Source organism: Ruegeria sp. CF4 (genome assembly GCF_056537345.1).
Window position 1 is genome coordinate 236,114 of the sequence record NZ_JBQFRJ010000001.1, and the last position, 25,848, is coordinate 261,961.

Here is a 25,848-nt window from a genome sequence, read left to right on the forward strand (position 1 = left end):
AAGGGCCCGCTATTCACCCTAATCTGGGGCATTTTATGCTGCGTCTTCAAAAGCTGACGAAAACATACAAAACCGGAGATCAGGCTCTGAAGGCCATTGATCTTGAGGTTCCAAAAGGACAGGTTCTTGCGTTGATTGGGCCCTCGGGGGCAGGCAAATCGACCATGATCCGCTGCATTAACCGGTTGGTTGAACCCACAAGCGGTGGCGTCCTTCTGGATGACGTGGACCTGACCAAACTCGGATCGGGCGCCTTGCGGAAAGCGCGCCGTGAAATGGGCATGATCTTTCAGGAATATGCCTTGGTCGAACGCCTCACGGTGATGGAAAACGTGTTGTCGGGACGGCTGGGATATGTGGGGTTCTGGCGCAGCTTTCTGCGGCGGTATCCGCAATCGGATGTCGACGAGGCCTTCCGCCTGCTTGATCGGGTAGGGCTTTTACATATGGCCGACAAACGTGCGGATGAACTGTCCGGTGGTCAACGCCAAAGGGTCGGCATCTGCCGCGCCTTGATTCAGAACCCGAAACTGTTGCTGGTTGATGAGCCGACTGCGTCGCTGGACCCAAAGACCAGTCGCCAGATTATGCGCCTGATCACCGAGCTGTGTCAGGAACGCGGACTGGCGGCCATTATCAATATCCATGATGTGGCGCTTGCCCAAATGTTCGTTCCGCGCGTCGTGGGCCTCCGCTTTGGCGAAATCGTTTATGACGGTCTTCCAACAGGCCTTACCCCCGAGAAGCTGACCGAAATCTATGGGGAAGAGGACTGGGAAGCGACCATCGAAAAAGTCGACGAAGATGAAGATGTCGAGGCTGCGGAATGAGCCATCGAGAACTAGACGACATGTTGGGAAAGGGTTGGCGTAAGCCTGCCTTTGTCAAAAACCCGTTGCTCCGCTGGGCATTGTTGTTGGGTTTTTTCGCCTACCTGATCGCGGCCTTTATGACCATCGAAGTTGATTGGGGTCGGGTCTATGAAGGACTGGACCGGGGGTGGGCATTTGTACTTGCGTTTACCAGCCCGGACTTCATTTCACGGTGGTCAGACATTTGGAGCGGCCTTCTGGAAAGTATCATAATGACCGTGGCTGCGTCGGTCGTGGGCATCCTGATTTCGATCCCGATTGGATTGGGTGCGGCCCGCAATATCGCTCCGCTGCCAATCTACATGATTTGCCGGGGCATCGTCGCGATAAGTCGAGCATTGCAAGAGATCATCGTCGCCATTTTGCTGGTGGCTATCTTCGGCTTTGGTCCACTGGCAGGGTTTCTTACGCTTTCCTTCGCGACCATTGGGTTTCTCTCTAAACTTCTGGCCGAAGATATCGAAGCCATGGACAAGGTTCAGGCCGAGGCGATCAAGGCCTCTGGCGCGCGCTGGCCACAATGGATCAACTATGGCGTTCAGCCTCAGGTGATGCCGCGGCTTGTGGGGCTTTCCATGTATCGGATCGACATCAATTTCCGAGAAAGCGCAATTCTTGGGCTCGTGGGCGCTGGCGGTATCGGTGCAACATTGAACACTGCGTTTGATCGCTATGAATACGACACGGCAGCAGCCATTCTTATACTCATCATCGGGATCGTCATGGCACTTGAATACCTTTCCGGAATTATCCGCGCGAGGGTTCAGTAATGCCGGTACTTGAACGCGACGACACACAAATCTGGCGCCGGCGAACGACGGGTCAAAGTCTGGTTCGATGGTTCGGCTGGCTGTTGGGCGTGGCAGTCTTTGTCTACTGCTGGCAGTTCATCTCGGAATCAACGACCTGGTTTTTCGTCTGGGACGCGCCCCGCATCGCCAACGATATCTGGACCCGTGCAACGCCTCCCAAATGGGACTACATCACCCAACTGGGCCGTCCGATTTGGGATACTCTGAACATCGCCACCCTGGGTACAATCATCGCTCTGTGCATGGCCGTTCCGGTTGCCTTTTTAGCGGCCCGCAACACCACACCATCGGCTTTGTTCATCCGACCCATTGCCCTGTTGATCATTGTCTCGACCCGCTCAATCAACTCGTTGATCTGGGCGCTTTTGCTAATCGCGATTATTGGTCCGGGTGTCTTTGCCGGTGTCATAGCAATCGCCATCCGTTCAATCGGGTTCTGTGCAAAGCTTCTTTATGAAGCAATCGAGGAAATTGATCACTCTCAGGTCGAGGCTATCACGGCAACCGGTGCATCGCGTTGGCAGGTCATGGCTTACGGAATCGTTCCGCAAATTCTACCCGCTTTTGCAGGCATTGCTGTCTTCCGTTGGGATATCAACATCCGCGAATCCACAGTGCTTGGGCTGGTCGGAGCCGGCGGCATCGGGTTGCAATTGTCAGCTTCACTCAACGTTCTGGCTTGGCCACAAGTCAGCCTGATCCTGATTGTAATTCTTGTCGCGGTCATGATCAGCGAATGGGTTTCGGCGAAAGTACGAGGGGCCATCATTTGACCGGTTTCTCTGCGCAAGAGGCTTTTGAAGCCTACGAGGCGGTACGACACCGCCTTCCGAAAACCTGCACAACTGAAGTGAGCTATCGTCAGGTCGAGACGCTAGAGGATATCGCTCATGAGTTCGACGTGTTTCTCCTCGACGCCTTCGGAGTTCTTAATATTGGCGACACGGCGATCCCGGAGACGCCGGATCGGGTCAGGTCACTGCAAGCCGCCGGCAAGCGTGTTCTGGTTGTGTCGAATGCCGCGGGGTTTCCCCACGCAACTCTTTTGGAGAAATATTCCAGGCTCGGCTATGACTTCGCACCGCAGGATGTGATCACTAGCCGGGCCACATTGTTGTCTGAGCTAAACGGCCAAAGTGAATTGCACTGGGGATTGATGGCAACCCCCAGCGCCGGTCTTCGAGATTTGGAGGGGCTGAAGCTATCCTACCTGGAAGATGACCCGACGCCCTACGAAACCGTCGACGGGTTTCTGATGATCGGGTCGGCAGTATGGACCGAAACGCGTCAGGCCATGTTGGAGGCCGCCTTGCTGGAGCGCCCCCGCCCGGTAATGGTCGGCAACCCCGACATTGTCGCTCCTCGTGAATACGGTTTTTCCCAAGAGCCCGGCCTTTTTGCGCACCGGCTGGCAGATCGGACAGGTGTCGTCCCTCAGTTCTTTGGCAAGCCTTTCGCCAACATCTATGACCTTGCGTTCCAACGCCTCGGGCACATCGACAAGTCCCGCGTTCTGATGGTTGGTGACAGCCTGCACACCGACGTTCTGGGCGCACGCAGTGCGGGCATAGCTTCGGCACTCATCTCAGGATTTGGGTTCTTTGCAGGGCATGATGTCGAAGCAGCGATCAGGCAGGCAGGGATAGTACCGAACTTTGTGGTAACCCGCCCCTGAGTTTAGGGCATTCTCTTTCGATGGATATTTAGTCCAACTCGAATAGCAGATCTCTCGGGCTTAGCCGCCCCTTATCTCCGCCGGGTACAAATTCGAACTCGTCTGTCCTCTGCTCTAACTCATCACCTTCAGCTGCCCGCTCAACCACGGCAGCTGCGCCACGGCAGGATCGACGATCTGGCTCTGCATCAGCCGCCGGATCATGTCCGCCACCTCCTGCGGCACCTGATCTGACCAGTCGGTACGGGTGAACAGCGAGATTGTGCGCGCGAATTCGCCAAAAGGGGCAGGGTGGGCCTCCATCCCGTCATGGAACCGGGCCGCGCGCATATAACCCAGCGGCGTGGTGATCGCCCAGCCCAGACCCCGCGCAACCATCGCCATCAACGCGAGGTGAGAACCGATCTCGAACCGTTCCTCGAACTCCAGCTGTTGCCGGGCCAGATGGCTTTCGATCTGACGGCTGATCAACTGCTCGCGGGCATAGCGCAAGAAGGGCAGCTCCAGCATCGGCTGTTCGACCCCCTTGGGTGCCACCAGAATGAACGGATCCTGCACCAGCGGGTATTCGACCACGCCCTCCAGCACCTCGCCTGAATGGGCCGAAACGGCCAGATGCAGGCGCTGGGCTTCCAGCTCCTCAAACAGGTCCAAACTGGGCAGCGTGATCAGCTTGAATTTCGAACGGGTCAAACTGTCGGCCAACAGTGTGGCCAGCCGCGGTGTCAGATCATTGTCGAAATCATCGATCAACCCGATGGACAGTGTGGTCAGATGCCCCAGATCCATCACCGCAAGCTCGCTCTGCGCCACCTGCAGCTCACCCAACACCGCCTGCGTGCGTGTCAGAAAGCTGCGCCCGGCCTGTGTCAGCCGCATCGGCCGCCGCCCGTGATCGACCAGATCGGTGCCCAGAGCCTTTTCCAGATTGCGCAACTGCTGGCTGACCGAGGGCTGGCTGAGCCCCGTGATCTCGGCCGCCTGCGCCACCGATCCCGTCCGTGCCAGCGCCTCGAACACCTCAAGGCCCCGCAGGGTCAGCCCTTTCATCACCATCGCACATACCTTTCGCTGCGCCATTTCTGGGGCGCAGCGTGCATCAGGTCAAGGATTGCGTCTGGCTTAGCTGCAGATCGCCTGCGCCATCTGGCCAAAGTTCTGATACCGATCCCACAGCGCATCATCGCGCGCGGTCTGCGACATCTTCAACTCCTGCGCCTGATGGGGGTCTTCGAACCACTTGGCCACGGTCTTCTGATCGCCACGCGTCAGCGCCTGATCAGCCACGCGCTGAATGCAAGAACACCGATCCCGCGTCGCCGCCTCACGGTCCGACGCCAAACACGCCCGCTTGATCTGTGCCGCGTCCGCGACCGGAGCCACCGATGTCAGCGATGCCGCACAAAATGCGATTAGGAGTAACTGTTTCATACTCGAGCCTCGTTTTTTGCCTGCCCGGACGGGTCTTCTGCCCCTCTCGGTCTGCGGCGGAGTATGAATCAAAGTGGATTCGGGATCAATCGGGTGGTTCGAAAAAGTGAATACACGAGTCAGAAATGCCCCACCCCGTAGGCTGGGTTTCAGCCCGGCACTGGTCAGCGCAGGAATGGCAACCAGCGCTCCAAGGCTTCGACCAACGCTTCGATTTTCTCAGGATGTTTAGCAATATAGGTATCCACCACTGCGGTCGTGACTTTCTTGGAGCCTATGACGACAACGGTTCCAACTGCCAATTTAACCGTCAGTGCACTCCATTTGAGCACGTCGCCCAAACCTGATTTGAGCTTGCTCAGGATAGTTTCAATCCACTCTGAAGGCGGACTTTCCTCTTCCAGAGCTGTTGAGAGTTCTTCGGTGGCTTCCCAGATCAAAGTTATTGAACCAACCAAAAGCTCATCTTGAATGCTTTCAGGAGGGTTGTTCCCTCCGATACCGTGGCGCGCAGAGGTTCTGGAATAAGGGTCGTCGTCTAAGCCCTTGAGGGCTGTTTCAACATCCCAGCGAGCCCGAATTTGTTCGATTTCAAGGGCGACGGCATCTAGCCCGGAGCTCCAGATATCTTCGCTAATTAATGCGATCCTTCTTTGAAGCTGCCAGTCTAGCGGCTTTCCAACTAAAAACCCGTGGTGCCACTCACGCCAGAATGCGAACCTCTGCTCATGAAAATACTCGCTGTAGTTGATGCGCTGATCCAAAGGCACTTTGAAATCGACAGTGTCATTCCAAAGTGGTCGATCGAATGCATCTCCCTTTGGGATACGTGAGTCGGCAAGGCTTGTGTTTAACAATAGTGCAAATGCAGCATCATAAGCATGCCGCGTCGAGAAATCTCTAGGAGTTTGACCAAACAGGAATTGCTCCTGATTAGCCTCTGACGCAAATGATATTGCTACACTTTCGATAGTCTCAATTGCAATTGTACTGTCACGGTTAATTGTGGCTATGGCTGCGAGGTACGCAGATGACTGCCCTATGAAACGTTCACGTGCGATTAGGTGTGCTATCGTTCGATTCAGCGCGTTCTTTGACTCAATACAATGAAACCGAGAGTGGACAACTGCCTGCAGCAACAGCCGCCCGTACGGAAATACATTTTTCTCACTTGCGTCGATGTTGCCGCTCTGGTTTGGCGGGGTGAAATTCCTAATGGCAGCTCGAAGCGCAACTTCGATGCACTTGTCTATTGAGTGGTGCTCAAGTGCCAATTTGAGCTGCTCCAAATTTTCCACTTCGACCATCGCCACCTCATCGCAGAGGATTAGTGTTCCCAGACACTAAACGTGCCACCTTGACCAACCCACGATTCCTCTACATATCCCCAACCCATGACAGACCTCGCTCATATCCGCAATTTCTCCATCGTCGCGCATATCGACCATGGCAAATCCACCCTTGCTGACCGGCTCATCCAAGAGACCGGAACGGTCAAGGATCGCGACATGAAGGAACAGCTGCTCGACAGCATGGATATCGAGCGTGAACGCGGCATCACCATCAAGGCCAACACGGTTCGCATCGACTATACCGCCGACAATGGCGAGGCTTACGTGCTGAACCTGATCGACACCCCCGGCCACGTGGACTTTGCCTATGAGGTCAGCCGCTCCATGCGCGCGGTCGAAGGCTCTCTGCTGGTCGTCGACTCCACCCAAGGGGTCGAGGCGCAGACGCTGGCCAACGTATACCAAGCCATCGACGCGGATCATGAGATCGTGCCGGTGCTGAACAAGATCGACTTGCCCGCGTCGGACTGTGACCGCGTCGCTGAACAGATCGAGGATGTGATCGGCATCGACGCGACTGACGCCATTCAGGTCTCGGCCAAAACGGGGCAGGGCATCCACGAGACGCTTGAGGCCATCGTCCAGCAACTGCCCGCACCGCAGGGCAATCTGGACGCGCCGCTCAAGGCGATGCTGGTGGATTCATGGTACGACGCCTATCTCGGCGTCATCGTTCTGGTCCGTATCATGGACGGTACGCTGAAAAAGGGCATGCGGGTCAAGTTCATGTCGAACAACACCCTGCACCATGTCGACCGCGTCGGCGTCTTCCGGCCTGAGATGGAGATGGTGGACTCGCTGGGCCCCGGTGAGATCGGCTTTCTGACCGCATCGATCAAACAGGTCCGCGACACCCGCGTCGGTGACACCATCACCAATGACCGCAACGGCACCGAAGAGGCGCTGACGGGCTTCAAACCCGCGCAGCCGGTGGTATTCTGCGGCCTCTTCCCCGTCGACAGTTCCGAATTCGAAGACCTGCGCGATGCGATCGACAAACTGGCGCTGAACGACGCCAGCTTCAGCTTTGAAATGGAAACCTCGGCCGCGCTTGGTTTTGGCTTCCGTTGCGGCTTCCTTGGCCTTCTGCACCTAGAGGTCATCCGCGACCGCATCGAACGCGAATATGATATCGAGCTCATCACCACCGCGCCGTCGGTGATCTATCACGTCTACATGAAAGACGGCGAAATGATCGAGCTGCACAACCCCGCCGACATGCCCGATCCGTCCAAGGTCGACCATATCGAGGAGCCGCGCATCAAGGCGACCATTCTTGTTCCGGATGAATACCTCGGCGACGTGCTGAAACTCTGCCAGGACCGCCGCGGCATCCAGCTGGACCTGACTTATGCGGGCAGCCGCGCGATGGTCGTCTATGACCTGCCGCTGAACGAGGTTGTCTTTGACTTCTACGACCGCCTGAAATCGGTGACCAAGGGCTATGCCTCGTTCGACTACCAGATGACCGGCTATACCGAGGACAATCTGGTCAAGATGTCGGTGCTGGTGAATGACGAACCGGTCGATGCGCTGTCAACCATGGTTCACCGCGACCGGGCCGAGATGCGGGGCCGGGCGATGTGCGAAAAGCTCAAGGACCTGATCCCGCGCCACATGTTCAAAATCCCGATCCAGGCCGCCATCGGAGGCAAGGTCATCGCCCGCGAGACCCTCTCGGCCCTGCGCAAGGACGTGACCGCCAAATGCTACGGAGGCGACGCCACGCGGAAACGCAAACTGCTGGACAAGCAGAAGGCGGGTAAGAAGAAAATGCGTCAGTTCGGGAAGGTCGATATCCCGCAGGAGGCGTTTATTAGCGCCTTAAAAATGGACAGCTAACAGCTGGCCATTTTTACGGCGGGTGGGCGAAAGCGGTTGGCGCAGCCAACTGCATCTGGACCATTTAACTCAAGCGGCAGTAACAAAAAAATTACACAATTTCTTGGTTGTGTGCCTATTGTGGGTAGCTACATTTCGTGTAAATTTTTCAACATACACAGTATGTTGTGGAACTGTTATCCGATTGCAACGCATGCTCAATAAACTATTTGTCAAGACACTTGCGCAAACTTATCAAAATGATAAATGATGAGTCGAGCAGCAAAACAAAACCGCGGCGAGAATGGCTGATCAACAACCTTGGACTACTGCAAACGCAACAAGCAACATCAACGCAATTGCGCGTGATCGAACATGCGATTTCGCGTATACTGCGCACTCTAGAGAAAGGATGAACGAACGTGGTCTAATTATGTCTGATGTTCTTTTCGTATTGAAGCATGGCTTCGTTTACGAGGAACCTGAACCTTCGACTGTACCTGGCCTTTATAAATATAAGGTTGATAGCCAGTCCCCGAATTCGGGCGCTAGATATCTAAGAGTCGTTGCAATTCCAGACAAAGAATCGTGCCAAATCAAAGTTGTAACAATAATGTGGCGCGACGAACCATGATGGAGAAAAAATGGGAGCTTACCACTATACTGAGTGTGGCTTGGACAATGTGTTCATAGAGGACATGAACATGGTTCAAGATCACGCAGGAGAAGCGACTGTTACTGTGCCGGCGATTGGCCTGCTGCATCAAGTAATCGCCGAGGGCATCGTGACATTGCCTTCGAAAATGAGCGGCAAAGAACTGCGCTTCCTGCGCACAGAAATGGGACTAACACAAGAAAAACTGGCAGATATCCTCAAAGTGACACTTCTCACCGTAAGTCGATGGGAACGTGAGGAAACACCAATTAAAGATACTGCGGAAATGCTTATTCGCCTAATGGCGGTCGAGCGACTGGAGTTAGATGTCGACATGGACATTGATGAGGTGTCGGCGAAGGTGACATTGGGTCCGAGAAAAGACCCGATAAGAATCGACGGTAGTGATCCCAAGCACTATCAGCTAATGGCCGCATGACTCGAACAAAGGCCCCCTCGGGGGCCTTTTTTTATTGCATTTATCCTTTCTGCAGGTTGCCAGATTCTTTGAGGTTGTTTCAAAGCTCAAATCCGCCCACCCGCCCGGCGGCACCGCCGGGCCGCGCCGACCCGCCCCCATGGGGCGGCGCGTTTGCGCCTCCCCTCGGGCCGGCGCTGCCCTCAGATCTTTTGATCGAACGGTATTCATAAACTGTAGGGCGGGCTTCAGCCCGCCACTCGCGCCTGACCCAAACTCAACGCGCGTGGAGCGGAAGGGTTTGACGGCGGGCTGAAGCCCGCCCTACGGGTGGATTGGTGGGTTGAAAACCCACCCTACGTAGGATGGGTTTTCAACCCATCACCCACACTGTGACCCACCTCACAGCCCCAAACCCTCACACCTGCTACACTTGACCCAACGGAACCCTCGGCAGGAGGCCCATATGTCCACATCCATGATCCCCATCATCGCCCTCGGATCGGCAGGTCTCTATTCCGTGGCCATGATCGCGATGAAATTCTGGTGGAAAATCCCCGGTATCGGCCTCAGCCTGCTGATCGTCGGGGCCCTGCTGGCCGCTGCAACGCTGGAACTCGCCGCGCTGCGCGAGGAACGGCTGGGTATCATCTATACTGGCATTCTGGGGGCCGAGGTCATCCTGATCGCCATCGCCTCTTATTTTCTGTTCGGCGAGAATTTTTCGCATCGCGAAGTCGCCGGGATCGGTCTGGTACTGATCGGCACCGCATTGGCATGGGCCTGAGGCGAACATTAAGCGATTATGAACTTTCCCTTAGGTAAGTTGTAACCGGCCCACACTCTCCCAATCTGTATCCCACAGCAAGGATGTTCGCATTTGAACTCCAAAGGGTCGCTTTCAGGAGGAGATCCCCATGACCAGATACATGACTGCCGGAGCAGCCGCTCTGGCCACGAGCCTCACCCTTGCCACCGCCGCGATGGCCGATACGCCGGACCTGCGCGGAACATGGGTGGGCAGCTATACCACCGTTGGCCCGAACCGGACCACAACCGGGGATGCGCCGCGTTTCAACAATGCCGAGTGGGTGCTGGACATCCAGAAGCAGCAGGACAACGTGTTCTGGGGGCCCAGCAAGTGGCGTCCGAATGCGGCTCAGGACTGGCGCGTCATGGATGCCACCGGGACCATCTCGCTGGATGATCCGACCCGGGTCAGCATCGTGGAAAGCTCGGCCAATCCCGAGATCGGCGTCAACGCCTTGATCGATGCCCGGTATCAGGATGGCAAGATTTATGCGGATTTCCGTAGCCTGCGTCGAGGAACGACCTACAGCACCGTTCTGGAACGTCAGGTGAACTGAAGCGTCTTCGGCCTGACCGGATGTTAAAGGGGGTATATGCCGCTGCGTATTGTGAGTGCGGCAGGAGTAGTAGGTACCCCGGTCAGGTTGGAGCGCTTCTCAGGAACATGCGCCTCCACAGGGAGGAGCAGGGCCGGGCGGCGATCTCGCCGCCCGCGACAGGATCCAGCCCCCCGCGTTTGAGGATGCGGCGTTCCTCGGCTCGGGTCATCTGGATCTCGCGGACCTTCAGCGCGGCGTCGCGCGCGGTGAGGTAAGAACCGTCCGGCCCAGGTTCCATCCCCGGAATACCACGCCCTTTCGACCACCACCCGCGCAGCCCGCTGAGCGGGTGTTTGCGTCCGATCCGGCCGTCATCCTGCAGCTGCCAGATCCGCTCGGCCTCGGCCATCGAGACCAGAGCGGCGAGCGGTTTGCCATAGCGGGTCAGCACGATCACCTGTCGGGGGTCTTGTGAGAGGGTGGTCAGCTCTCCCAGCCGGGCACGGGCTTCTGAGATGGTCAGGCGCATGGGCGAATCTCCGGTTGTACGATTCGAAAGATTGGGGGGCTGAGTGTTGTACAACTCGGACAATTCGCCCCTAACGCAGCGCGCGGAGGCTTTGCAGGTGCAGAAACTGGTGAAAATCGGGGTGGTTTCTTAAGTCTGGACTTATCCCCTCACAACCCCGCCGAGTTGTGTCGATTTCAGAGTTGTCCACATGGCTCTCCCGCTGGATATCAACAGTTTATCCCCGTCTAATTTTCATGCTGCAGTGCTATTTTCTTGCCGGTTCAGGGTGCTGATGCAACAGTCTGATCACTGCTTCAGTTCTTCGGAACAGGGGCGGGACGCAAAGGCCAAGGGGGTCGCGGCGGCGAGGGCAGGTTCTAGGATTTGTTCTTGGTTGCAATGGCTTACCGGTGGTGGATCAGGTGATCCGGGCTTCGTGTTCGGGTCAGGTGGTTAGCCTCTCAGAAGGTCGATGCGGGCTGCGGCGCGACATAGCGCGTGCGGCAGTCGCCAAGGTCCCTTCGGGGGCGGCGGCAACTGGATCGAGATGCCCCTCGGGCGGATCGGACCGGCAAGGCGTCAGGAGTGTCCGCAAGGATGCATGCAAAGACCGCGTCTGAGCACCTGACGCCTTTTCCTTTTTCAGAACCATCGGTTCATACAGGCTACCACGCACCACCACCCTTCAGATGAAAACGGGGTTCTTTCGCATGAACGAAAGAACCCCGTTGGTTCGTCAGAAATGCAATGCCGCGTCTATGCACCTGTCTTGTCAGATTAGCCGCCTGCAGGAACCAAGGCAACAACATATTGCGGCCTGTTGCATCGTTGCCGCAATATGCTGGAGAGGTTTAGATGTTCTCCTGAACATCCTCGGCAGCGTTCTGAATGGCGTCACCCGCCTTTTCGATGTCTTTGCCCGCGCCTTTTGCAGTTTCACATGCGGTCAATGTGAACAAGGCCAAGCCAATCATGAATGCACGGATCATCGGGAACTCCATCAGTGTTTGTTTGGTTTTGGTTAGCAGCTTTGAGAACAAACAGCTACCGGTTTTAGCGAGGAGCGAGCCACGATGCCGGCCTTCGGAAAAAACGCTCGATTAACAGACTCATCCGAATGTCAAAGCAAACCACAAAGATGAAATGACAGGAGTGATCAGGACGCTTTGGAACTGCAAAAGAGCTCATAAACCACTTCCAGCATGCGGACGGGTCGATCGTCTGCCAGCCGGTAGTATATGGCCTTACCCTCGCGCCGGGGCACAACCAGACCTTCGAGCCTGAGCCGCGATAGCTGTTGCGAAACGGCTGCCTGCCGGGCGGACAAAAGCCGCTCCAACTCGGTCACCGATTTCTCGCCAGAGACGAGATGGCACAGGATCATCAAGCGCCCTTCATGGCTGATTGCCTTTAGGAAATTTGACGCTCGCGTCGCGTTTTCAACCATCTGGTCCAGATCGTTGGGCGACATATCCTTGGTCAGCTGAGAAAGAGCCATTTTCGTGTTCCTTACAAGTCCCGCAGTGTAATTGAGGCAGCGCGCAGCAGCCGACGCGGTGGTGTATCTTGGTACAGATATCAGGCGTGTTTTTCTATATGCACGGATCAAAATGGCGTGATGTGTCGAACACGAATGCGCGGGGTCATTCTGAATGCTTGCTCGCAAAGCCACACGCGCCGATGAACGCGCGGCCCCCCTTGCAGCCCCTCTGTGGCGGCACTAAGACTCAGGTAACTCTTCTCCGGGTAATGTCCCGATCAACATCAAAGCAGGCAGGTTCCCATGTTCGATCCAGTTGACACATACATGAACACACTCGTCCCCATGGTCGTCGAACAGACCAGCCGGGGTGAGCGCGCATACGACATCTTCTCGCGCCTCCTTAAAGAGCGGATCATTTTCATCAATGGCCCGATCCATGATGGGATGAGCCATCTTGTGGTCGCGCAACTGCTGCATCTTGAAGCGGAAAACCCGAGCAAAGAGATCTCAATCTACATCAACTCGCCCGGTGGCGTGGTGACCAGTGGTTTGTCGATTTACGACACAATGCAGTATATCAAGCCGAAATGTTCCACTTTGGTGATCGGTCAGGCGGCCTCGATGGGTTCAGTTCTGCTGGCCGGTGGCGAGAAGGGGATGCGGTTTTCGCTGCCTAACAGCCGCATCATGGTGCACCAGCCCAGCGGCGGCTATCAAGGGCAGGCCAGTGATATCATGATCCACGCGGCTGAGACGCAAAAGCTGAAAGATCGCTTGTATGATATCTATGTGCGTCATACCGGACAGACCAAGAAGGCGGTTGAAAAGGCGCTGGATCGTGACAATTTCATGAGCCCGGAAGAGGCCAAGGACTGGGGTCACATCGACGAGATCGTCGAAAACCGCGCCAAGATGGACGGTGACGAGGACTAAGTTCAAAACCGCGCGCTTCCGGCGTGAGGGATGATTTTGAGATTGTAGCCGCCAGAACGCTGGCCTAAGCTGCAGGCATTGACGGCAAACGCGGCCCCTTGGGTGGGGTCGCCGAGACGGAGCCCGAGGGGTAAATCATGGCGACCAATTCTGGTGGTGACGGCAAAAACACGCTCTACTGCAGCTTCTGCGGCAAAAGCCAGCATGAGGTGCGCAAGCTGATCGCGGGCCCGACCGTGTTCATCTGTGATGAGTGTGTCGAGCTCTGCATGGATATCATCCGTGAAGAGACCAAGGCCAGCGGCCTGAAATCCTCGGACGGCGTGCCGACTCCCAAGGATATCTGTGAGGTGCTGGACGATTATGTGATCGGACAGGCCACCGCCAAGCGTGTTCTGTCGGTTGCGGTGCACAACCACTACAAGCGCCTGAATCACGCCCAGAAGGCGGGCAACGATATTGAGCTGGCCAAGTCCAACATCCTGCTGATCGGCCCGACCGGCTGCGGTAAGACGCTGCTGGCGCAGACACTGGCGCGGATTCTGGATGTGCCGTTCACCATGGCGGATGCAACCACGCTGACCGAAGCCGGATACGTGGGCGAGGATGTTGAGAACATCATTCTCAAGCTGTTGCAGGCGAGCGAATACAATGTCGAACGCGCGCAGCGCGGCATTGTCTATATCGACGAGGTCGACAAGATCACGCGCAAGTCCGAAAACCCCTCGATCACGCGCGACGTATCGGGTGAGGGCGTGCAGCAGGCTCTGCTGAAACTGATGGAAGGTACAGTGGCCTCGGTACCGCCGCAAGGCGGGCGCAAGCATCCGCAGCAGGAATTCCTGCAAGTGGATACCACGAACATCCTGTTCATCTGTGGCGGCGCGTTTGCTGGTCTGGATAAGATCATCGCACAGCGCGGCAAAGGCTCTGCTATGGGCTTCGGCGCGGATGTCCGCGACAATGATGAGCGTGGCGTTGGCGAGATCTTTAAGGATCTCGAGCCCGAAGATTTGCTGAAATTCGGCCTGATCCCGGAATTTGTTGGCCGCCTGCCGGTTCTGGCGACGCTGGAAGATCTGGACGAAGATGCGCTGGTCACCATTCTGACAAGCCCGAAAAACGCTCTGGTCAAGCAATACCAACGGTTGTTCGAGTTGGAAGACGCAGAGCTGGCTTTCACGGATGATGCGCTGAAAGCCATTGCGAAAAAAGCTATTGAGCGCAAAACCGGTGCGCGAGGTCTGCGGTCGATCCTCGAAGACATCCTGCTGGATACGATGTTCGAATTGCCGGGTATGAAGAATGTGACCGAAGTAGTGGTCAATGAAGAGGCGGTTACATCCGAGTCTCAGCCTTTGATCATCTATGCAGACACGGCAGAGTCGGCGTCCGCTGGCTAAGCACGTTCCTCAATTCACTTGGATCATATTCGGAGACGTGAGTAAGGGGCACTGCCCCCGCCGCGGCAAGCCGCGACACCCCCGAAGTATTTAATGCCAGATGAAGCAGGGGATCCGTCCTTCATCTGGCCGAATATATCCCGGAGCGCGAGGCAGAGCCTCGCATTTTCGACGATTATGCCAAACGGCAATTGGTTTCTGAGAGGGCTCGAATGACAATCAGGCGCATATCTTCAGGTGGTGAGTTCGAGGTTAAGGCAGGCTATTGCCGGGCAGTTGTCGCCGGTGGTTGGGTACATGTCGCAGGCACAGTCGGGCAGGGTGACACTGTTGTCGAACAATGCCGGTCCGCCCTTGATATCATCGGGAACGCCTTAGAGGAGGCGGGCACTTCATTCTCGAACGTGGTGCGTGTGACCTATATGCTGCCAGATCGCACCGAATTTGCGCCTTGTTGGCCTGTGTTGGCCGAGACGTTCGGTGCAAATCCGCCTGCAGCGACGATGATTGAATGCGGTTTGATCGACCCGAAGTACCGGATCGAAATCGAAGTGACCGCGATTTTGCCGGATTGACGCAGACAAGCTCCGTTGCACTGGACCTTGGCGAGCCTTTGGTCCATATCTGCGGAGACAGAAATGCCGGAGGCAGCCGATGGGAATCCTGAACAGTCTTTTGCGGGCCGTGACCTGGTGGAACGGGGCCACTCTGAACACGCAGATCTATACCTCGCGGAAAGGTGTCAAAGTCGGTGAAGACAACGAAGGCAACGTGTTCTATCGCACCGCTGATGACAGCAAGCGCTGGGTGATTTTCAATGGCGAGGCTGAGGCAAGCCGGATTGATCCCGACTGGCATGGCTGGCTGCACCGTACCTGGGATGAGCCACCAACGGACAAGCCGCTGGCGCATAAGTCCTGGGAAAAACCGCATCAGGAGAATCTGACCGGAACCGCGCTGGCTTACACCCCTGCGGGGTCTTTGCGTCGTCCTGACCCGGTTGAACGCAGCGATTACGAGGCGTGGAGCCCGGAATAGGCGAGGCCAGATGTCTACTCATACCAAGACCGAAGTTATTGTCGGCGGGGTCGTGCTCGCCTGTGCCATCGCGTTTGGCGTCTACGCAAGCCAGTCCACAGGCCTGTCTCAAACCCGCGTTGGTTATGAGTTGGGCGCGTCGTTCCGCTCGCTCGAGGGCGTGGGTGTCGGTACAGACGTGCGGCTTGCGGGCGTGAAGATCGGGACAGTAACCGACGTGACCCTGAACTCTGATACCTACCGGGCCGATACACGTTTCTCTGTGGCGGATGGAATTCTCATCCCCGATGACAGCGCGATTGTGATTTCCTCCGAGGGTTTGCTGGGCGGGAACTTTGTTGAAGTGATGCCCGGTGGGTCCCCGTTTTATTTCGAGGCGGGTGATGAGATTACGGATACGCAGGGTGCGGTCAGCCTGATCTCGTTGCTGGTGAAATTCGTGGCCGGGGACGGTAGCGAATGATGCGTATGGCTCTGATGGCTGTTCTGCTGTCGACCAGTGTCGCCTCGGCCCAGCAAAAGGTTGAGTCCGGACCGGGCGCGATGTTGCGCGGGCTTGATAAGGTCAGCGGTCAGACCGTGGATGTCGAGGTGCGGAACGGGCAGACAGAGAGTGTGTTCGGGTTGGACGTCGCTTTGGGCGATTGCCGTTATCCGGCCGAGAACCCGACCGGGGACGCGTTTGCCTATCTCACGATTTGGGAGCAGGGCAAGGCGCAGCAATTGTTTGATGGCTGGATGATCGCAACTTCACCGGCGCTGAATGCGCTGGATCATGCGCGTTACGATGTCTGGGTGATCCGCTGTATGACCCCCTGAGGTCGCTGCTTTAGATCAGCAGTGAAATCCGCGCTGACCTCAAGCGCTTGCTTTAATTCGCTATGATAGGCTGCGCGCGGTATTTCGATGGCGCCCAGCGAGGCGAGATGTGCGGTCAGAAACTGCGTGTCGAACAGGACAAATCCAGTTTGCCGCAAGCGGTCCACCAGATAGGCCAATGCGATCTTGGACGCATCGGTGCGACGCGAAAACATGCTTTCACCAAAGAAGGCCGCGCCTAAAACCACGCCATAGACACCGCCAACCAGGCGATCTGCGTCCCAGACTTCGAGAGAGTGGGCGTGGCCGGTCTTATGCAATTCGTCGTAAAGCCGACGCAGTTCCGGGTTGATCCAAGTGTCCGCCCGGTCAGCGCAACCCTCTACCACGCCTGCAAAGTCGCGATTGATGCTGATGGTGAATCCGCAGGTTCGCAGACGGCGGGCCAGACTGCGCGAGATGTGGAAACCGTCCAAAGGAAAAACGCCTCGGAACTTCGGGTCGACCCAGAAAAGTTCGGGGTCATCACGGTGTTCGGCCATCGGAAAGATACCGATGGAATAGCCGTGCAGCAGAAGTTCGGGGGAAAGGCTCATGCTGGATGCCCTGGGACCGGAAGGCCGTAACCTTCCGATCCCGTGTTCTTATTGGGCCATATTCTCCGCAAGCCAGTGCTCCAGCCAGTGGATGTTGTAGTCACCGCTGTGTAGATCGGGTTCCTGCAGCAGCGCGTGGAACAGGGGAACAGTGGTGTCGATGCCGTCGACGATCAGTTCGCCCAATGCGCGTTCCAAACGTGCCAGCGCCTCGGCCCGGTCACGGCCCTGCACGATCAGCTTGGCAATCAGCGAGTCGTAGTAGGGCGGGATCGAATAGCCGTCATAGAGTGCTGAATCCATCCGAACCCCCAGACCGCCCGGAGCGTGATACGCAGTGATCTTGCCGGGGCAGGGCGAGAAATTTGGCAGCTTCTCAGCGTTGATCCGTACTTCGATGGCGTGGCCATTGATCTCAAGATCGTCCTGACCAAACGACATATCCTCACCAGCGGCGACAAGGATTTGTTCGCGCACCAGATCGACGCCAAAGATGCCTTCGGTCACGGGGTGTTCCACCTGTAGGCGGGTGTTCATTTCGATGAAATAGAACTCGCCATTTTCGTACAGGAACTCGATGGTGCCCGCGCCGATATAGTTGATTTTGGCAACCGCATCCGCACAGACCTTACCGATCTTGGCGCGTTCTTCCGGGGTGATGCAGGGGCCAGGGGCCTCTTCGAACACCTTCTGGTGGCGGCGCTGCAGCGAACAGTCGCGTTCACCCAAGTGAACCGCCTTGCCTTTGCCATCGCCAAAGACCTGAATCTCGATATGGCGCGGCGTGGTGAGGTATTTCTCGATATAGACCTCGTCATTGCCAAAGGCAGCCTTGCCCTCGGCGCGCGCGGTCATGAAAGCGCTTTCCATCTCGTCGGCGCTCATCGCGACTTTCATGCCACGGCCGCCGCCACCGGCGGTGGCTTTGATGATAACGGGATAGCCGAATTCCTCACCGATGCGCTTGGCGTCTTCCAGAGTCGGAACGCCGCCATCGGAGCCGGGAACGCAGGGCACACCCAGTTCCTTCATGGTGTCCTTGGCGGTGATCTTGTCACCCATGACGCGAATATGTTCTGCGGTGGGGCCAATGAAGGTGATGCCGTGATCTTCGACGATCTGCACGAACTCGGCATTTTCGGACAGGAAGCCATAGCCCGGGTGGATCGCCTGCGCGCCGGTGATTTCACAGGCCGAGATGATCGCGGGCACGGACAGATAGCTTTGCGGGCTGGGCGGAGGGCCAATGCAGACCGATTCGTCCGCCATGCGCACATGCATCGCGTCGCTGTCGGCGGTCGAATGCACGGCAACCGTCTTGATCCCCATCTCGCGCGCGGCGCGGATCACGCGCAGGGCGATCTCGCCTCGGTTGGCAATCAGGATTTTGTCGAACATGGGCCCGCCTTACTCAACGATGACCAGAGGCGTGCCGAATTCCACAGCGTCGCCATCGCCCACCAGGATACGTTTGATGGTGCCGGATTTGGGCGCGTGGATGTGGTTCATGGTCTTCATTGCTTCGACGATCAGCAGCGTGTCGCCTTCGGACACTGAAGCGCCAACCGAGATAAACGAAGGCGCGCCCGGTTCGGGCTGCATATAGACCGTGCCGACCATGGGCGAGGTCACGGCGCCGGGGTGGCTGGCAGGATCATCCACAGCGGCAGGAGCTTCGGCAGCGGCAGGGGCGGCGACCGGAGCGGGCGCTGCGGGGGCGGCTGCTGGAACGGCGACCTGAACCGGAGCGGCAACAGTCTGCGACATACGGCTCACACGGACATTCAGGCTGTCTTCTTCGCCATATTCACGTTTGACCTGCAGTTCGGTCAGATCATTTTCGCGCAGCAATTCGGCCAGTGCCTTGATGAACGCCACATCCGCTTCGTGTTTGGTATCTGTCATGAGTGTCCTCGAAGGTTCCCCTATGGCCCGTCTGTTTCCTGCGGGCTTGGTCTGATTACGCTGGGTTATATGCTATGCGGGCGGTCATGAAAAGCGCCGTTTGGGCCTTCGATTATGGGGTTTTGCGTCGTATTTCGGACGTGGCGCCGCTCATAAGGGCATCCCTGACAGTTTGGCCACCAGCTCTGGCAGCTTTCGGGCTCCGAATTTTTCCAGCAGCCGGGCGCGATAGGCTTCGATGGTGCGATAGCTCAACCCAAGTTCGACGCCGATTTCCTTGGCCGAGAGACCCCGGCACGACAGGATCGCCACTTCACGCTCGCGCGTGGTCAGTTCAACCAGCGGACGTTCCTCAGAGATGTCGGAAAAGCTCCAGATGCCATGCCGGAAAGGATCATCTGGCGTGAGGGATCGCCCCCGTGCGCGGCACCAGAACAGGTCGCCATCACGGCGGCGCATAACCCGTTCATCGGTGTAATATCCGGTGTCGCGCATTACCTGAAGGCTGCGTGCGCCGATACGTTCCCAATCAGCAACCGATGGGTAAAGGTGCAGCAGAGGCATATTGCGATACTCGGCCTCATCCCCGCCGAAGGTCCGCGCGAACTGTAGATTGCAACGTCGGATGATCCGGTTTTCAAGCTCGACAAGGCCGATGGGGGCGTATTCGAAGGCGGGATCGCTCATATACCTATGGTGACGCGTATTGTGCTGAAAGAGAAGGGGAGGCAACAGGTTTCCCCGATTCTAGACATCTGGATTTGTTAAGCTTGTAAATTTGCTTTGAAAACACTTGGGCAACTGTTAAAAATTATAGACTAATTCTGAAAACCATAGCGACGATCCCAAAGGTCCAGCAGCGATGCGAGACACTCTGACAGGCAGCCGGATACGCGAAAGGCGGCAGATTTCGGGATTGCGGCAGGCCGAACTGGCGCGGCAGGTTGGAATTTCGGCCTCTTATCTGAACCTGATTGAACACAATCGCCGCCGGATCGGGGGCAAGCTGCTGGTCGATATTGCCTCGGCTCTGTCGGTTGAACCGTCGCTGCTGACACAGGGGATTGAGGCTACGCTGATCGCGGCGCTGCGCGAGGCTGCGGCGGACGCGCTGGGCCAGCAGGCGGAATTGGATGCGCTTGAGGAATTTGCCGGACGTTTTCCCGGCTGGTCCGGGGTTTTGGCGCAGATGCACCGCCGCGTGGTTTCGCTGGAGCGGACGGTGGAAACACTCTCGGACCGGCTGACCCATGACCCGCATCTGGCCGCTTCGATGCATGAGGTGCTGTCGACCGCTGCCGCGATCCGATCCACCGCCGCCATTCTGGCCGAACCCGGCGACATCGAGGCCGAGTGGCAGGACCGCTTTCACAGCAATCTCCATCAGGATGCGGAACGATTGGCCGAAAGCTCCAAGGCACTGGTGGCCTATCTGGATGACAGTCAGGAGCAGGGCGACTTAAGGGGTATTCCGCTAGACGCGGTCGAGGCTTTCTTTGCTGAGCGGGGCTTTAACTTTCCTGAGATTGAGACAGGAGGGAAAGGCGTTGATGTGGCGTTGGACAAGCTGGAGTCGTCCGCCGCCAGAACGGTGGCGACCAAGCTTCTGGACCTTTATGCCGCAGACGCGCGTGCCATGCCGCTTGATCAGGTTGAGGCCGCGTTGGATCCGACAAACCCTGATCCGCTGGCCCTTGCGGCGGCCTTTTCTGTTGATTTGCCTACGGCGCTACGACGGCTGGCGTCCTTGCCCGAAGGCGTGCTGGCACGCCCTGCCGGGCTGGTCATCTGCGATACTTCGGGCAGTGTTTTGTTTTACAAGCCCACCCAGGGGTTCGGGCTGCCGCGTCACGGCGAAGCGTGCCCGCTCTGGCCCTTGTTTAGCGCGTTGAATCGCCCTCTGGTCCCGATTCGCAGACGTGTAGTGCAACTGGGTCGAACGGCAGCTGAGTTTGAGTGCATCGCAATCGCCTGGCCCCAACCTGTCGCAGCGTTCGGGGATGAGCCCGTATATCGGTCAATCATGCTGGTTCTGCCGGTAGAAGGTTCTGTGCAACCCGCTGAAGGTGCGGCGCAAGTGGGGGCAAGTTGCCGAATTTGCCCGAAACGTGATTGCCATGCACGGCGTGAGCCTTCGATCCTGCGCGAAGGGTTTTGACAGTTTCCGGGCAGAACGCTTAAGCTGTTTTAGACAGGTGGCCGGACGTGCGACCGGTCATGGGGAGGAATTGCAAATATGAGCCGTAAGGTTCTGCTGATCGAGGATGAGCCCAACATCACCGAAGCGATCCGGTTTCTGCTGACGCGCGAGGGTTGGCAGGTCGAGACCCATGCCGAGGGCACGAATGCAGTGCAGGTCGTGCTGGCGGCCCGGCCCGATCTGGTCATTCTGGATGTGATGCTGCCGGGCAAAAACGGCATGGAGATATTGCGTGATCTGCGCGAGCACGATGAGATGCAGGGCCTGCCGGTTCTGATGCTGACCGCGCGCGGGCAATCCCGCGACCGCGAGATGGCAGAGCAGGCCGGGGTCAGCCGTTTCATGACCAAGCCGTTCTCGAATACCGAGGTTCTGACAGCTGTGCGTGATCTGCACGCGCAGGCCTCGCGATCATGAACCCCTCGGACGAGGGTGAGGACTCTGGCGGTCCGGTTCGACCGTCGCTTTTTCTGGAGCGTCAAAGCTATCGCCGCCGCAGACTGGCTGACGCGGCGCGCCTGTTGCCGTTTCTGGGGGCGGCATTGCTGGCCCTTCCGTTGCTCTGGCCTGACAGCAATGGTGAAACCGATGCGCTGTCGCTGTCGTCAGCGATGTTCTACATCTTTGCGTGCTGGGGTGTTCTGATCCTGATCAGCCTGATTTTCGGTTTTGCAGCCCGTCGTATGGCCGCGCGTGAGAAAGCCGAATCCGGGGCCGAGCTATGGCAACGCTGAACGTCCTGATACTGGTCTGTCTGGGCTATGTCGTGTTGTTGTTCGGCGTGGCCTTTGCCGCCGACCGGCTTGCTGCGCGCGGAGGCGGGAAGTGGTTGCGTTCACCACTGATCTACACGTTATCGCTGTCGATCTACTGCACGGCCTGGACGTTCTATGGAGCCGTCGGCAATGCCGCGCGGTCGGGGCTTGAGTTCGTCACCATCTATCTGGGTCCGACGCTGGTGATGGTGAGTTGGTGGTGGGGTCTGCGCAAGCTGGTGCGGATCGGACGCAGCCAGCGGGTGACCTCGATCGCTGACTTGATCTCGTCGCGCTATGGCAAGTCGAACACGCTGGCGGTTTGCGTGACCATTCTGGCGGTTCTGGGGGGCACTCCGTATATCGCGTTGCAGCTGCAGTCTATCACGCTGTCGTTTTCGATCTTTGCCGAGGCAGATCCGACCGGCCTCTATCGCGAAGGCTCCAGCGTGTTCTGGGTGGCCACTGGGCTTGCAGTGTTTGCGATCCTGTTCGGCACGCGAAACCTGGACGCCAACGAGCGGCACCACGGCGTTGTCACGGCCATCGCATTGGAGTCGGTGGTCAAACTGTTTGCCTTGCTGGCGGTTGGTATCTTCGTCGTGTGGGGTATCGCCGGTGGAATCGGCCCGATGATGGATCGAATTGATGCATCGGAAATCGGTCAGTGGAGAGTGGATGCCGGGCGGTGGACCACCTTCATCTTCCTGTCGGCTGCGGCCTTTGTCTGTCTGCCGCGGATGTTCCAGGTGATGGTTGTCGAAAACGATGACGAAAGCCATCTGCGCACCGCGGCCTGGGCCTTTCCGCTGTATCTGCTGTTGATGAGCCTCTTTGTGGTGCCGATTGCCGTGGTCGGTCTGGACTTGCTGCCGGAGGGGTCGAACCCGGACCTGTTCGTACTGACGGTGCCCCTGTCACAAGGCAATGACTGGCTGGCGATGCTCTCCTTTATCGGCGGCTTCTCATCTGCTACTTCGATGGTGATCGTGACCGCCATGGCGTTGTCGACGATGGTTTCGAACCATGTGGTCATGCCGATCTGGCTGAATACGCATGAGGGGGCGGGTTCGGTTTCAGGCGATGTGCGCACGATCGTGCTGATGGCCCGGCGGGTATCAATCGCAGCGATTATGGCGCTGGGTTATTTTTACTATCGCCTGTCCGGAGGCGGTGCGGCGCTGGCCTCAATCGGGTTGGTGGCTTTTGCCGGGATTTCGCAGATTTTGCCGGCCCTTGTGGGGGGATTGTTTTGGCGCGGGGCGACGCGAACAGGGGCTCTGGTCGGACTGAGCGTCGGCTTCTTCCTTTGGATTTACACGTTGCTGTTGCCGGGCATGGGCGGAGGAATCATCGCACCTTCGGTAATTGAGAACGGCCCCTTCGGCTGGGGTTGGCTGCGCCCGCAAGCCTTGTTCGGGATCGAGGGGATCGATCCGATGGTGCATACTGTGATGTGGTCCCTGTCGCTGAATACGATCGCCTTCTGCGTTGCCTCGATGCTGAGTTTTCCCAGTCCGCTCGAACGCCTTCAGGGGGCACAGTTCGTCAACGTCTTCGATCATTCCGCCGCACCGCGCGGATGGACCGGATCAGTGGCGCAGAGCGAAGATCTGATGATCATGACCCAGCGTATTCTGGGAACGTTGCCTGCGCAGGAGTTTTTTCAGGCCGAGGTTGCGCGGCAAAAGGGCCGCCCCGGTCGTTTGCCTGAACCTACGCCGCAATTTCTGGAGCGTCTTGAGCGCGAATTGAGCGGTTCGGTCGGTGCCGCAACCGCGCATGCCATGATCGGGCAGATTGTCGGCGGCGCGTCGGTTTCGGTCGAGGACCTGCTGGCCGTGGCCGACGAATCTGCGCAGTTGCTTGAGTATTCCGGCCAGCTCGAGGTGAAGTCGGCCGAGCTGAGCCGTACTGCACGGCAATTGCGCGAGGCGAACGCAAAGCTGACTCAAGTATCGATGCAGAAAGATGCGTTTCTCAGCCAGGTCAGTCACGAATTGCGAACCCCGATGACCTCGATCCGGGCGTTTTCTGAGATCATGCGCGACACTGATGGTTTGAGTGATGCCGAGCAGACCCGTTACGCGGCGATCATTCATGATGAAGCGCTGCGTCTGACACGCCTTTTGGATGACCTGCTGGACCTGAGCGTATTGGAAAGTGGTCAGGTCAGTCTGAACATGGGTGAGGCGACGCTGAGCCAGGTGCTGGATCGCGCTGTTTCGAGCGCGCTTACGGGTGGCGAACGGAAACTGGCGGTGAAACGTGTGCGCCCGTCCGAGCGGATTCAGCTCCACACGGATCTGGACCGTCTGGGGCAGGTGTTTATCAACCTGATCTCGAACGCGCAGAAATATTGCAACGCGGCCGAGCCGGTGCTGACCATTTCCGCTCATGATGTGGGCGGCCAAGTGGTGATCGATTTCATCGACAATGGCAGTGGTATCCCGTTCGAGGCGCAATCGATGGTGTTCGAGAAATTCGCCCGCGTCGGTTCCGACAAGGCAGGCGGGGCCGGGCTGGGCCTGGCGATTTGTCGCGAGATCATGCAGCGCCTTGGAGGCGAGGTGGCTTATCTGCCTGGGCAGGGCGGTGCAGCATTCCGGGTCAGCCTACCGCTGGCTTATCGGCAGGCGGCACAATGACGATGATATAAAGACATTCGTAACGCCCGCCGGGCTACACCAAGGGTCGCAACATCGACAAACGGTGGATTCGGGCGATGACAGTTCAGGCCAACCCAGCATTGGCGCGCAAGCTTTCGACAGGACAGGACAGCGTGGCTGAGCCGCCCCGTTCGATCCTGCGTGCCTTGCGGCTCGGGTTGGCGCGCGCTGCAGGCGATGGGCTGGGGCTGGGCTTGTCGGTGATCGGGGCAAAGCATGCCAAGCGCGCGCAGCCCGAGTTGGCCGAAAGACTGCAAGACAGCTGGCTGTTGTTGCTTTTTCTATCCGAGCAGGCAGGTGCGACAGCGGTGTGTCTGGATCCGGGATGTGTTTCGGCCATTGTCCAGCAGCAAACAATCGGGATGGTCACATCCGACCCTCCGTCTGAACGCGTCTTTACCGAGACCGATGCGGCAATGACCGCGCCATTGTTCGAGGATATGTTGGACCGTGCGCGCGGTCTTGTTGACGGGCCGGCGGATCGTATCAGTCTTTCGGGGTATGAATATGCCTCGCGGTCCGAGGATGTGCAGGCGCTGCTGCTTGCGATGACGTATGACAGATACCGTGTTGTAGAACTGACGGTCGAGCTTGCCGGTGGTGCGCGGCAGGGTGAGATTTGCATTCTGCTGCCTGACCCTCCGCAGTCTGAAAAGGAACAGGCTGAGCAGGAAAACACTCCGGGCCTGAGGCTACAGCAGGCCTCCGGCGTGATGCGGGCCGAGTTGAATGCCGTGCTCTGTCGCATGTCCCTACCGCTGACCAGCCTGTCTGAACTGGACGTGGGGGATGTTCTTCCGCTGAGCGTGGCAAAGCTGGATAAGGTTCAGATTACAACGATCGAGCGGGGGCGGATGGCGATAGGGCGGTTGGGGCAGTGCGGCGGAATGCGGGCAGTTCGAATCAACGAACACCGCGCCTCCACGGCCTTGACCTATTCAGAGCCGCAACCGTTTCTGCCCAGCCAGCCTCGAACTGACAACGCGGGTGGACAAGATATCTCGACGGCATCTGAAATCGGACTGACCGAGGGTTTGAGTAATCTCACGTCGATCGGCGTTGATGACGATGCCGGTGAATTGCTACTCACCGATTCCAAGCAAATGATCTCAGAGATTTCGCAGCTCGCAGGTCTTCCGAGGTCTGATTAA

General features: G+C 57.7%; 30 protein-coding genes. 20 read left to right on the plus strand and 10 right to left on the minus strand.

Annotation, left to right across the window (positions count from 1 at the left end; all coding sequences use genetic code 11):
- Positions 1–35: 35 nt before the first annotated feature.
- From phnC to ACR0NF_RS01130, 4 genes are read left to right on the plus strand one after another with little or no spacing between them, the layout of a single operon-like run.
- Complete coding sequence (gene phnC / locus ACR0NF_RS01115) at positions 36–830, plus strand: phosphonate ABC transporter ATP-binding protein (protein WP_170352080.1); 795 nt, start codon at positions 36–38, stop codon at positions 828–830.
- On the plus strand, positions 827–1,642 hold the full coding sequence (gene phnE / locus ACR0NF_RS01120; protein WP_480469232.1) for a phosphonate ABC transporter, permease protein PhnE: 816 nt from the start codon (positions 827–829) through the stop codon (positions 1,640–1,642). Before phnC ends, phnE (ACR0NF_RS01120) begins: the two co-directional genes overlap by 4 nt.
- Entirely contained in the window at positions 1,642–2,457 is an 816-nt protein-coding gene (gene phnE, locus ACR0NF_RS01125) for a phosphonate ABC transporter, permease protein PhnE (protein ID WP_480660912.1), read from the plus strand. The genes phnE (ACR0NF_RS01120) and phnE (ACR0NF_RS01125) overlap by 1 nt, the downstream gene beginning before the upstream one ends.
- Positions 2,421–3,359, plus strand: coding sequence for an HAD-IIA family hydrolase (locus tag ACR0NF_RS01130; protein ID WP_480666644.1), 939 nt, complete (start codon positions 2,421–2,423; stop codon positions 3,357–3,359). The genes phnE (ACR0NF_RS01125) and ACR0NF_RS01130 overlap by 37 nt, the downstream gene beginning before the upstream one ends.
- A gap of 114 nt (positions 3,360–3,473) precedes the next feature.
- Here the strand turns inward: ACR0NF_RS01130 and ACR0NF_RS01135 are convergent, their stop codons facing one another.
- From ACR0NF_RS01135 to ACR0NF_RS01145, 3 genes are all read right to left on the minus strand, one after another.
- Positions 3,474–4,415 carry a LysR family transcriptional regulator gene (locus ACR0NF_RS01135; protein ID WP_480471884.1) on the minus strand — a complete coding sequence of 314 codons (942 nt, stop codon included), beginning with the start codon at positions 4,413–4,415 and terminating at the stop codon, positions 3,474–3,476.
- 66 nt (positions 4,416–4,481) lie between these two features.
- On the minus strand, positions 4,482–4,790 hold the full coding sequence (locus ACR0NF_RS01140; protein WP_480777634.1) for a hypothetical protein: 309 nt from the start codon (positions 4,788–4,790) through the stop codon (positions 4,482–4,484).
- 164 nt (positions 4,791–4,954) lie between these two features.
- On the minus strand, positions 4,955–6,097 hold the full coding sequence (locus tag ACR0NF_RS01145) for a hypothetical protein (protein ID WP_480777635.1): 1,143 nt from the start codon (positions 6,095–6,097) through the stop codon (positions 4,955–4,957).
- 87 nt (positions 6,098–6,184) lie between these two features.
- On the opposite strand from ACR0NF_RS01145, the gene lepA reads away from it, so the two are divergent.
- From lepA to ACR0NF_RS01170, 5 genes are all read left to right on the plus strand, one after another.
- Positions 6,185–7,984, plus strand: a complete 1,800-nt coding sequence (gene lepA, locus ACR0NF_RS01150; protein WP_170466104.1) for a translation elongation factor 4 — start codon at positions 6,185–6,187, stop codon at positions 7,982–7,984.
- 283 nt (positions 7,985–8,267) lie between these two features.
- Positions 8,268–8,597, plus strand: a complete 330-nt coding sequence (locus ACR0NF_RS01155) for a DUF4258 domain-containing protein (protein ID WP_480777636.1) — start codon at positions 8,268–8,270, stop codon at positions 8,595–8,597.
- Positions 8,598–8,667: 70 nt separating this feature from the next.
- Positions 8,668–9,057 carry a helix-turn-helix domain-containing protein gene (locus ACR0NF_RS01160; protein WP_480666650.1) on the plus strand — a complete coding sequence of 130 codons (390 nt, stop codon included), beginning with the start codon at positions 8,668–8,670 and terminating at the stop codon, positions 9,055–9,057.
- Between the two features lie 445 nt (positions 9,058–9,502).
- Positions 9,503–9,823: a hypothetical protein gene (locus tag ACR0NF_RS01165; RefSeq protein ID WP_480666651.1), complete on the plus strand. Its 321-nt coding sequence runs from the start codon at positions 9,503–9,505 to the stop codon at positions 9,821–9,823.
- Positions 9,824–9,953: 130 nt separating this feature from the next.
- Positions 9,954–10,403 (plus strand): hypothetical protein, encoded by a 450-nt coding sequence (locus ACR0NF_RS01170; protein ID WP_480535918.1) that lies wholly within the window; start codon positions 9,954–9,956, stop codon positions 10,401–10,403.
- 82 nt (positions 10,404–10,485) lie between these two features.
- On the opposite strand, the gene ACR0NF_RS01175 is transcribed toward ACR0NF_RS01170, so the two are convergent.
- The 3 genes from ACR0NF_RS01175 to ACR0NF_RS01185 form a co-directional block, all read right to left on the minus strand.
- Entirely contained in the window at positions 10,486–10,914 is a 429-nt protein-coding gene (locus ACR0NF_RS01175) for a type II toxin-antitoxin system prevent-host-death family antitoxin (protein WP_480469241.1), read from the minus strand.
- A gap of 833 nt (positions 10,915–11,747) precedes the next feature.
- A complete protein-coding gene (locus ACR0NF_RS01180; RefSeq protein ID WP_480469242.1) occupies positions 11,748–11,885 on the minus strand; it encodes an entericidin A/B family lipoprotein in 138 nt (45 codons plus the stop codon).
- 167 nt (positions 11,886–12,052) lie between these two features.
- Positions 12,053–12,394 (minus strand): ArsR/SmtB family transcription factor, encoded by a 342-nt coding sequence (locus tag ACR0NF_RS01185; protein ID WP_480469243.1) that lies wholly within the window; start codon positions 12,392–12,394, stop codon positions 12,053–12,055.
- Positions 12,395–12,679: 285 nt separating this feature from the next.
- On the opposite strand from ACR0NF_RS01185, the gene ACR0NF_RS01190 reads away from it, so the two are divergent.
- From ACR0NF_RS01190 to ACR0NF_RS01215, 6 genes are all read left to right on the plus strand, one after another.
- Complete coding sequence (locus ACR0NF_RS01190; protein WP_480469244.1) at positions 12,680–13,312, plus strand: ATP-dependent Clp protease proteolytic subunit; 633 nt, start codon at positions 12,680–12,682, stop codon at positions 13,310–13,312.
- Positions 13,313–13,449: 137 nt separating this feature from the next.
- A complete protein-coding gene (gene clpX / locus ACR0NF_RS01195; protein WP_480469245.1) occupies positions 13,450–14,715 on the plus strand; it encodes an ATP-dependent Clp protease ATP-binding subunit ClpX in 1,266 nt (421 codons plus the stop codon).
- A 212-nt stretch (positions 14,716–14,927) separates the two neighbouring features.
- Entirely contained in the window at positions 14,928–15,290 is a 363-nt protein-coding gene (locus ACR0NF_RS01200; protein ID WP_480469246.1) for a RidA family protein, read from the plus strand.
- Positions 15,291–15,369: 79 nt separating this feature from the next.
- On the plus strand, positions 15,370–15,753 hold the full coding sequence (locus ACR0NF_RS01205) for an NADH:ubiquinone oxidoreductase subunit NDUFA12 (RefSeq protein WP_480469247.1): 384 nt from the start codon (positions 15,370–15,372) through the stop codon (positions 15,751–15,753).
- 10 nt (positions 15,754–15,763) lie between these two features.
- Positions 15,764–16,216, plus strand: coding sequence for an outer membrane lipid asymmetry maintenance protein MlaD (mlaD, locus tag ACR0NF_RS01210; RefSeq protein WP_480469248.1), 453 nt, complete (start codon positions 15,764–15,766; stop codon positions 16,214–16,216).
- Complete coding sequence (locus tag ACR0NF_RS01215; RefSeq protein WP_480469249.1) at positions 16,213–16,572, plus strand: DUF2155 domain-containing protein; 360 nt, start codon at positions 16,213–16,215, stop codon at positions 16,570–16,572. The genes mlaD and ACR0NF_RS01215 overlap by 4 nt, the downstream gene beginning before the upstream one ends.
- On the opposite strand, the gene aat is transcribed toward ACR0NF_RS01215, so the two are convergent.
- From aat to ACR0NF_RS01235, 4 genes are all read right to left on the minus strand, one after another.
- Positions 16,536–17,168 carry a leucyl/phenylalanyl-tRNA--protein transferase gene (gene aat / locus ACR0NF_RS01220; RefSeq protein ID WP_480469250.1) on the minus strand — a complete coding sequence of 211 codons (633 nt, stop codon included), beginning with the start codon at positions 17,166–17,168 and terminating at the stop codon, positions 16,536–16,538. The two genes, ACR0NF_RS01215 and aat, sit on opposite strands and share 37 nt — an antisense overlap.
- 48 nt (positions 17,169–17,216) lie before the next feature.
- Positions 17,217–18,566, minus strand: coding sequence for an acetyl-CoA carboxylase biotin carboxylase subunit (accC, locus tag ACR0NF_RS01225; protein WP_480469251.1), 1,350 nt, complete (start codon positions 18,564–18,566; stop codon positions 17,217–17,219).
- Between the two features lie 9 nt (positions 18,567–18,575).
- On the minus strand, positions 18,576–19,073 hold the full coding sequence (gene accB, locus ACR0NF_RS01230; protein ID WP_480469252.1) for an acetyl-CoA carboxylase biotin carboxyl carrier protein: 498 nt from the start codon (positions 19,071–19,073) through the stop codon (positions 18,576–18,578).
- A gap of 150 nt (positions 19,074–19,223) precedes the next feature.
- A complete protein-coding gene (locus ACR0NF_RS01235) occupies positions 19,224–19,760 on the minus strand; it encodes a helix-turn-helix transcriptional regulator (RefSeq protein WP_480469253.1) in 537 nt (178 codons plus the stop codon).
- A gap of 175 nt (positions 19,761–19,935) precedes the next feature.
- Between ACR0NF_RS01235 and ACR0NF_RS01240 the strand changes: the two genes are divergently transcribed.
- The 5 genes from ACR0NF_RS01240 (at position 19,936) to ACR0NF_RS01260 (ending at position 25,848) form a co-directional block, all read left to right on the plus strand.
- Positions 19,936–21,231 carry a short-chain fatty acyl-CoA regulator family protein gene (locus ACR0NF_RS01240; RefSeq protein WP_480777637.1) on the plus strand — a complete coding sequence of 432 codons (1,296 nt, stop codon included), beginning with the start codon at positions 19,936–19,938 and terminating at the stop codon, positions 21,229–21,231.
- 78 nt (positions 21,232–21,309) lie between these two features.
- The gene (locus tag ACR0NF_RS01245; RefSeq protein WP_480469255.1) at positions 21,310–21,690 is read left to right on the plus strand and encodes a response regulator transcription factor; all 381 of its coding nucleotides are present in this window, start codon (positions 21,310–21,312) and stop codon (positions 21,688–21,690) included.
- Positions 21,687–22,007 (plus strand): hypothetical protein, encoded by a 321-nt coding sequence (locus ACR0NF_RS01250; RefSeq protein WP_480777638.1) that lies wholly within the window; start codon positions 21,687–21,689, stop codon positions 22,005–22,007. Before ACR0NF_RS01245 ends, ACR0NF_RS01250 begins: the two co-directional genes overlap by 4 nt.
- Positions 21,995–24,676: an ATP-binding protein gene (locus ACR0NF_RS01255; RefSeq protein ID WP_480657167.1), complete on the plus strand. Its 2,682-nt coding sequence runs from the start codon at positions 21,995–21,997 to the stop codon at positions 24,674–24,676. The genes ACR0NF_RS01250 and ACR0NF_RS01255 overlap by 13 nt, the downstream gene beginning before the upstream one ends.
- A 77-nt stretch (positions 24,677–24,753) precedes the next feature.
- Positions 24,754–25,848 (plus strand): FliM/FliN family flagellar motor switch protein, encoded by a 1,095-nt coding sequence (locus ACR0NF_RS01260; RefSeq protein WP_480777639.1) that lies wholly within the window; start codon positions 24,754–24,756, stop codon positions 25,846–25,848.

What these genes read in the sequence shown, in the direction of transcription:
- accC (WP_480469251.1), bottom strand. Translation starts at nt 18,566, where the DNA reads ATGTTCGACAAAATCCTGATTGCCAACCGAGGCGAGATCGCCCTGCGC.
- phnE (WP_480660912.1), top strand. Translation starts at nt 1,642, where the DNA reads ATGCCGGTACTTGAACGCGACGACACACAAATCTGGCGCCGGCGAACG.
- ACR0NF_RS01200 (WP_480469246.1), top strand. Translation starts at nt 14,928, where the DNA reads ATGACAATCAGGCGCATATCTTCAGGTGGTGAGTTCGAGGTTAAGGCA.
- ACR0NF_RS01170 (WP_480535918.1), top strand. Translation starts at nt 9,954, where the DNA reads ATGACCAGATACATGACTGCCGGAGCAGCCGCTCTGGCCACGAGCCTC.
- ACR0NF_RS01140 (WP_480777634.1), bottom strand. Translation starts at nt 4,790, where the DNA reads ATGAAACAGTTACTCCTAATCGCATTTTGTGCGGCATCGCTGACATCG.
- accB (WP_480469252.1), bottom strand. Translation starts at nt 19,073, where the DNA reads ATGACAGATACCAAACACGAAGCGGATGTGGCGTTCATCAAGGCACTG.
- ACR0NF_RS01215 (WP_480469249.1), top strand. Translation starts at nt 16,213, where the DNA reads ATGATGCGTATGGCTCTGATGGCTGTTCTGCTGTCGACCAGTGTCGCC.
- ACR0NF_RS01145 (WP_480777635.1), bottom strand. Translation starts at nt 6,097, where the DNA reads ATGGTCGAAGTGGAAAATTTGGAGCAGCTCAAATTGGCACTTGAGCAC.
- phnC (WP_170352080.1), top strand. Translation starts at nt 36, where the DNA reads ATGCTGCGTCTTCAAAAGCTGACGAAAACATACAAAACCGGAGATCAG.
- aat (WP_480469250.1), bottom strand. Translation starts at nt 17,168, where the DNA reads ATGAGCCTTTCCCCCGAACTTCTGCTGCACGGCTATTCCATCGGTATC.
- lepA (WP_170466104.1), top strand. Translation starts at nt 6,185, where the DNA reads ATGACAGACCTCGCTCATATCCGCAATTTCTCCATCGTCGCGCATATC.
- ACR0NF_RS01155 (WP_480777636.1), top strand. Translation starts at nt 8,268, where the DNA reads ATGGCTGATCAACAACCTTGGACTACTGCAAACGCAACAAGCAACATC.
- ACR0NF_RS01135 (WP_480471884.1), bottom strand. Translation starts at nt 4,415, where the DNA reads ATGGTGATGAAAGGGCTGACCCTGCGGGGCCTTGAGGTGTTCGAGGCG.
- ACR0NF_RS01260 (WP_480777639.1), top strand. Translation starts at nt 24,754, where the DNA reads ATGACAGTTCAGGCCAACCCAGCATTGGCGCGCAAGCTTTCGACAGGA.
- ACR0NF_RS01175 (WP_480469241.1), bottom strand. Translation starts at nt 10,914, where the DNA reads ATGCGCCTGACCATCTCAGAAGCCCGTGCCCGGCTGGGAGAGCTGACC.
- ACR0NF_RS01160 (WP_480666650.1), top strand. Translation starts at nt 8,668, where the DNA reads ATGGTTCAAGATCACGCAGGAGAAGCGACTGTTACTGTGCCGGCGATT.
- ACR0NF_RS01235 (WP_480469253.1), bottom strand. Translation starts at nt 19,760, where the DNA reads ATGAGCGATCCCGCCTTCGAATACGCCCCCATCGGCCTTGTCGAGCTT.
- ACR0NF_RS01180 (WP_480469242.1), bottom strand. Translation starts at nt 11,885, where the DNA reads ATGATCCGTGCATTCATGATTGGCTTGGCCTTGTTCACATTGACCGCA.
- ACR0NF_RS01250 (WP_480777638.1), top strand. Translation starts at nt 21,687, where the DNA reads ATGAACCCCTCGGACGAGGGTGAGGACTCTGGCGGTCCGGTTCGACCG.
- ACR0NF_RS01245 (WP_480469255.1), top strand. Translation starts at nt 21,310, where the DNA reads ATGAGCCGTAAGGTTCTGCTGATCGAGGATGAGCCCAACATCACCGAA.
- ACR0NF_RS01165 (WP_480666651.1), top strand. Translation starts at nt 9,503, where the DNA reads ATGTCCACATCCATGATCCCCATCATCGCCCTCGGATCGGCAGGTCTC.
- clpX (WP_480469245.1), top strand. Translation starts at nt 13,450, where the DNA reads ATGGCGACCAATTCTGGTGGTGACGGCAAAAACACGCTCTACTGCAGC.
- mlaD (WP_480469248.1), top strand. Translation starts at nt 15,764, where the DNA reads ATGTCTACTCATACCAAGACCGAAGTTATTGTCGGCGGGGTCGTGCTC.
- ACR0NF_RS01240 (WP_480777637.1), top strand. Translation starts at nt 19,936, where the DNA reads ATGCGAGACACTCTGACAGGCAGCCGGATACGCGAAAGGCGGCAGATT.
- phnE (WP_480469232.1), top strand. Translation starts at nt 827, where the DNA reads ATGAGCCATCGAGAACTAGACGACATGTTGGGAAAGGGTTGGCGTAAG.
- ACR0NF_RS01255 (WP_480657167.1), top strand. Translation starts at nt 21,995, where the DNA reads ATGGCAACGCTGAACGTCCTGATACTGGTCTGTCTGGGCTATGTCGTG.
- ACR0NF_RS01130 (WP_480666644.1), top strand. Translation starts at nt 2,421, where the DNA reads ATGGGTTTCGGCGAAAGTACGAGGGGCCATCATTTGACCGGTTTCTCT.
- ACR0NF_RS01190 (WP_480469244.1), top strand. Translation starts at nt 12,680, where the DNA reads ATGTTCGATCCAGTTGACACATACATGAACACACTCGTCCCCATGGTC.
- ACR0NF_RS01185 (WP_480469243.1), bottom strand. Translation starts at nt 12,394, where the DNA reads ATGGCTCTTTCTCAGCTGACCAAGGATATGTCGCCCAACGATCTGGAC.
- ACR0NF_RS01205 (WP_480469247.1), top strand. Translation starts at nt 15,370, where the DNA reads ATGGGAATCCTGAACAGTCTTTTGCGGGCCGTGACCTGGTGGAACGGG.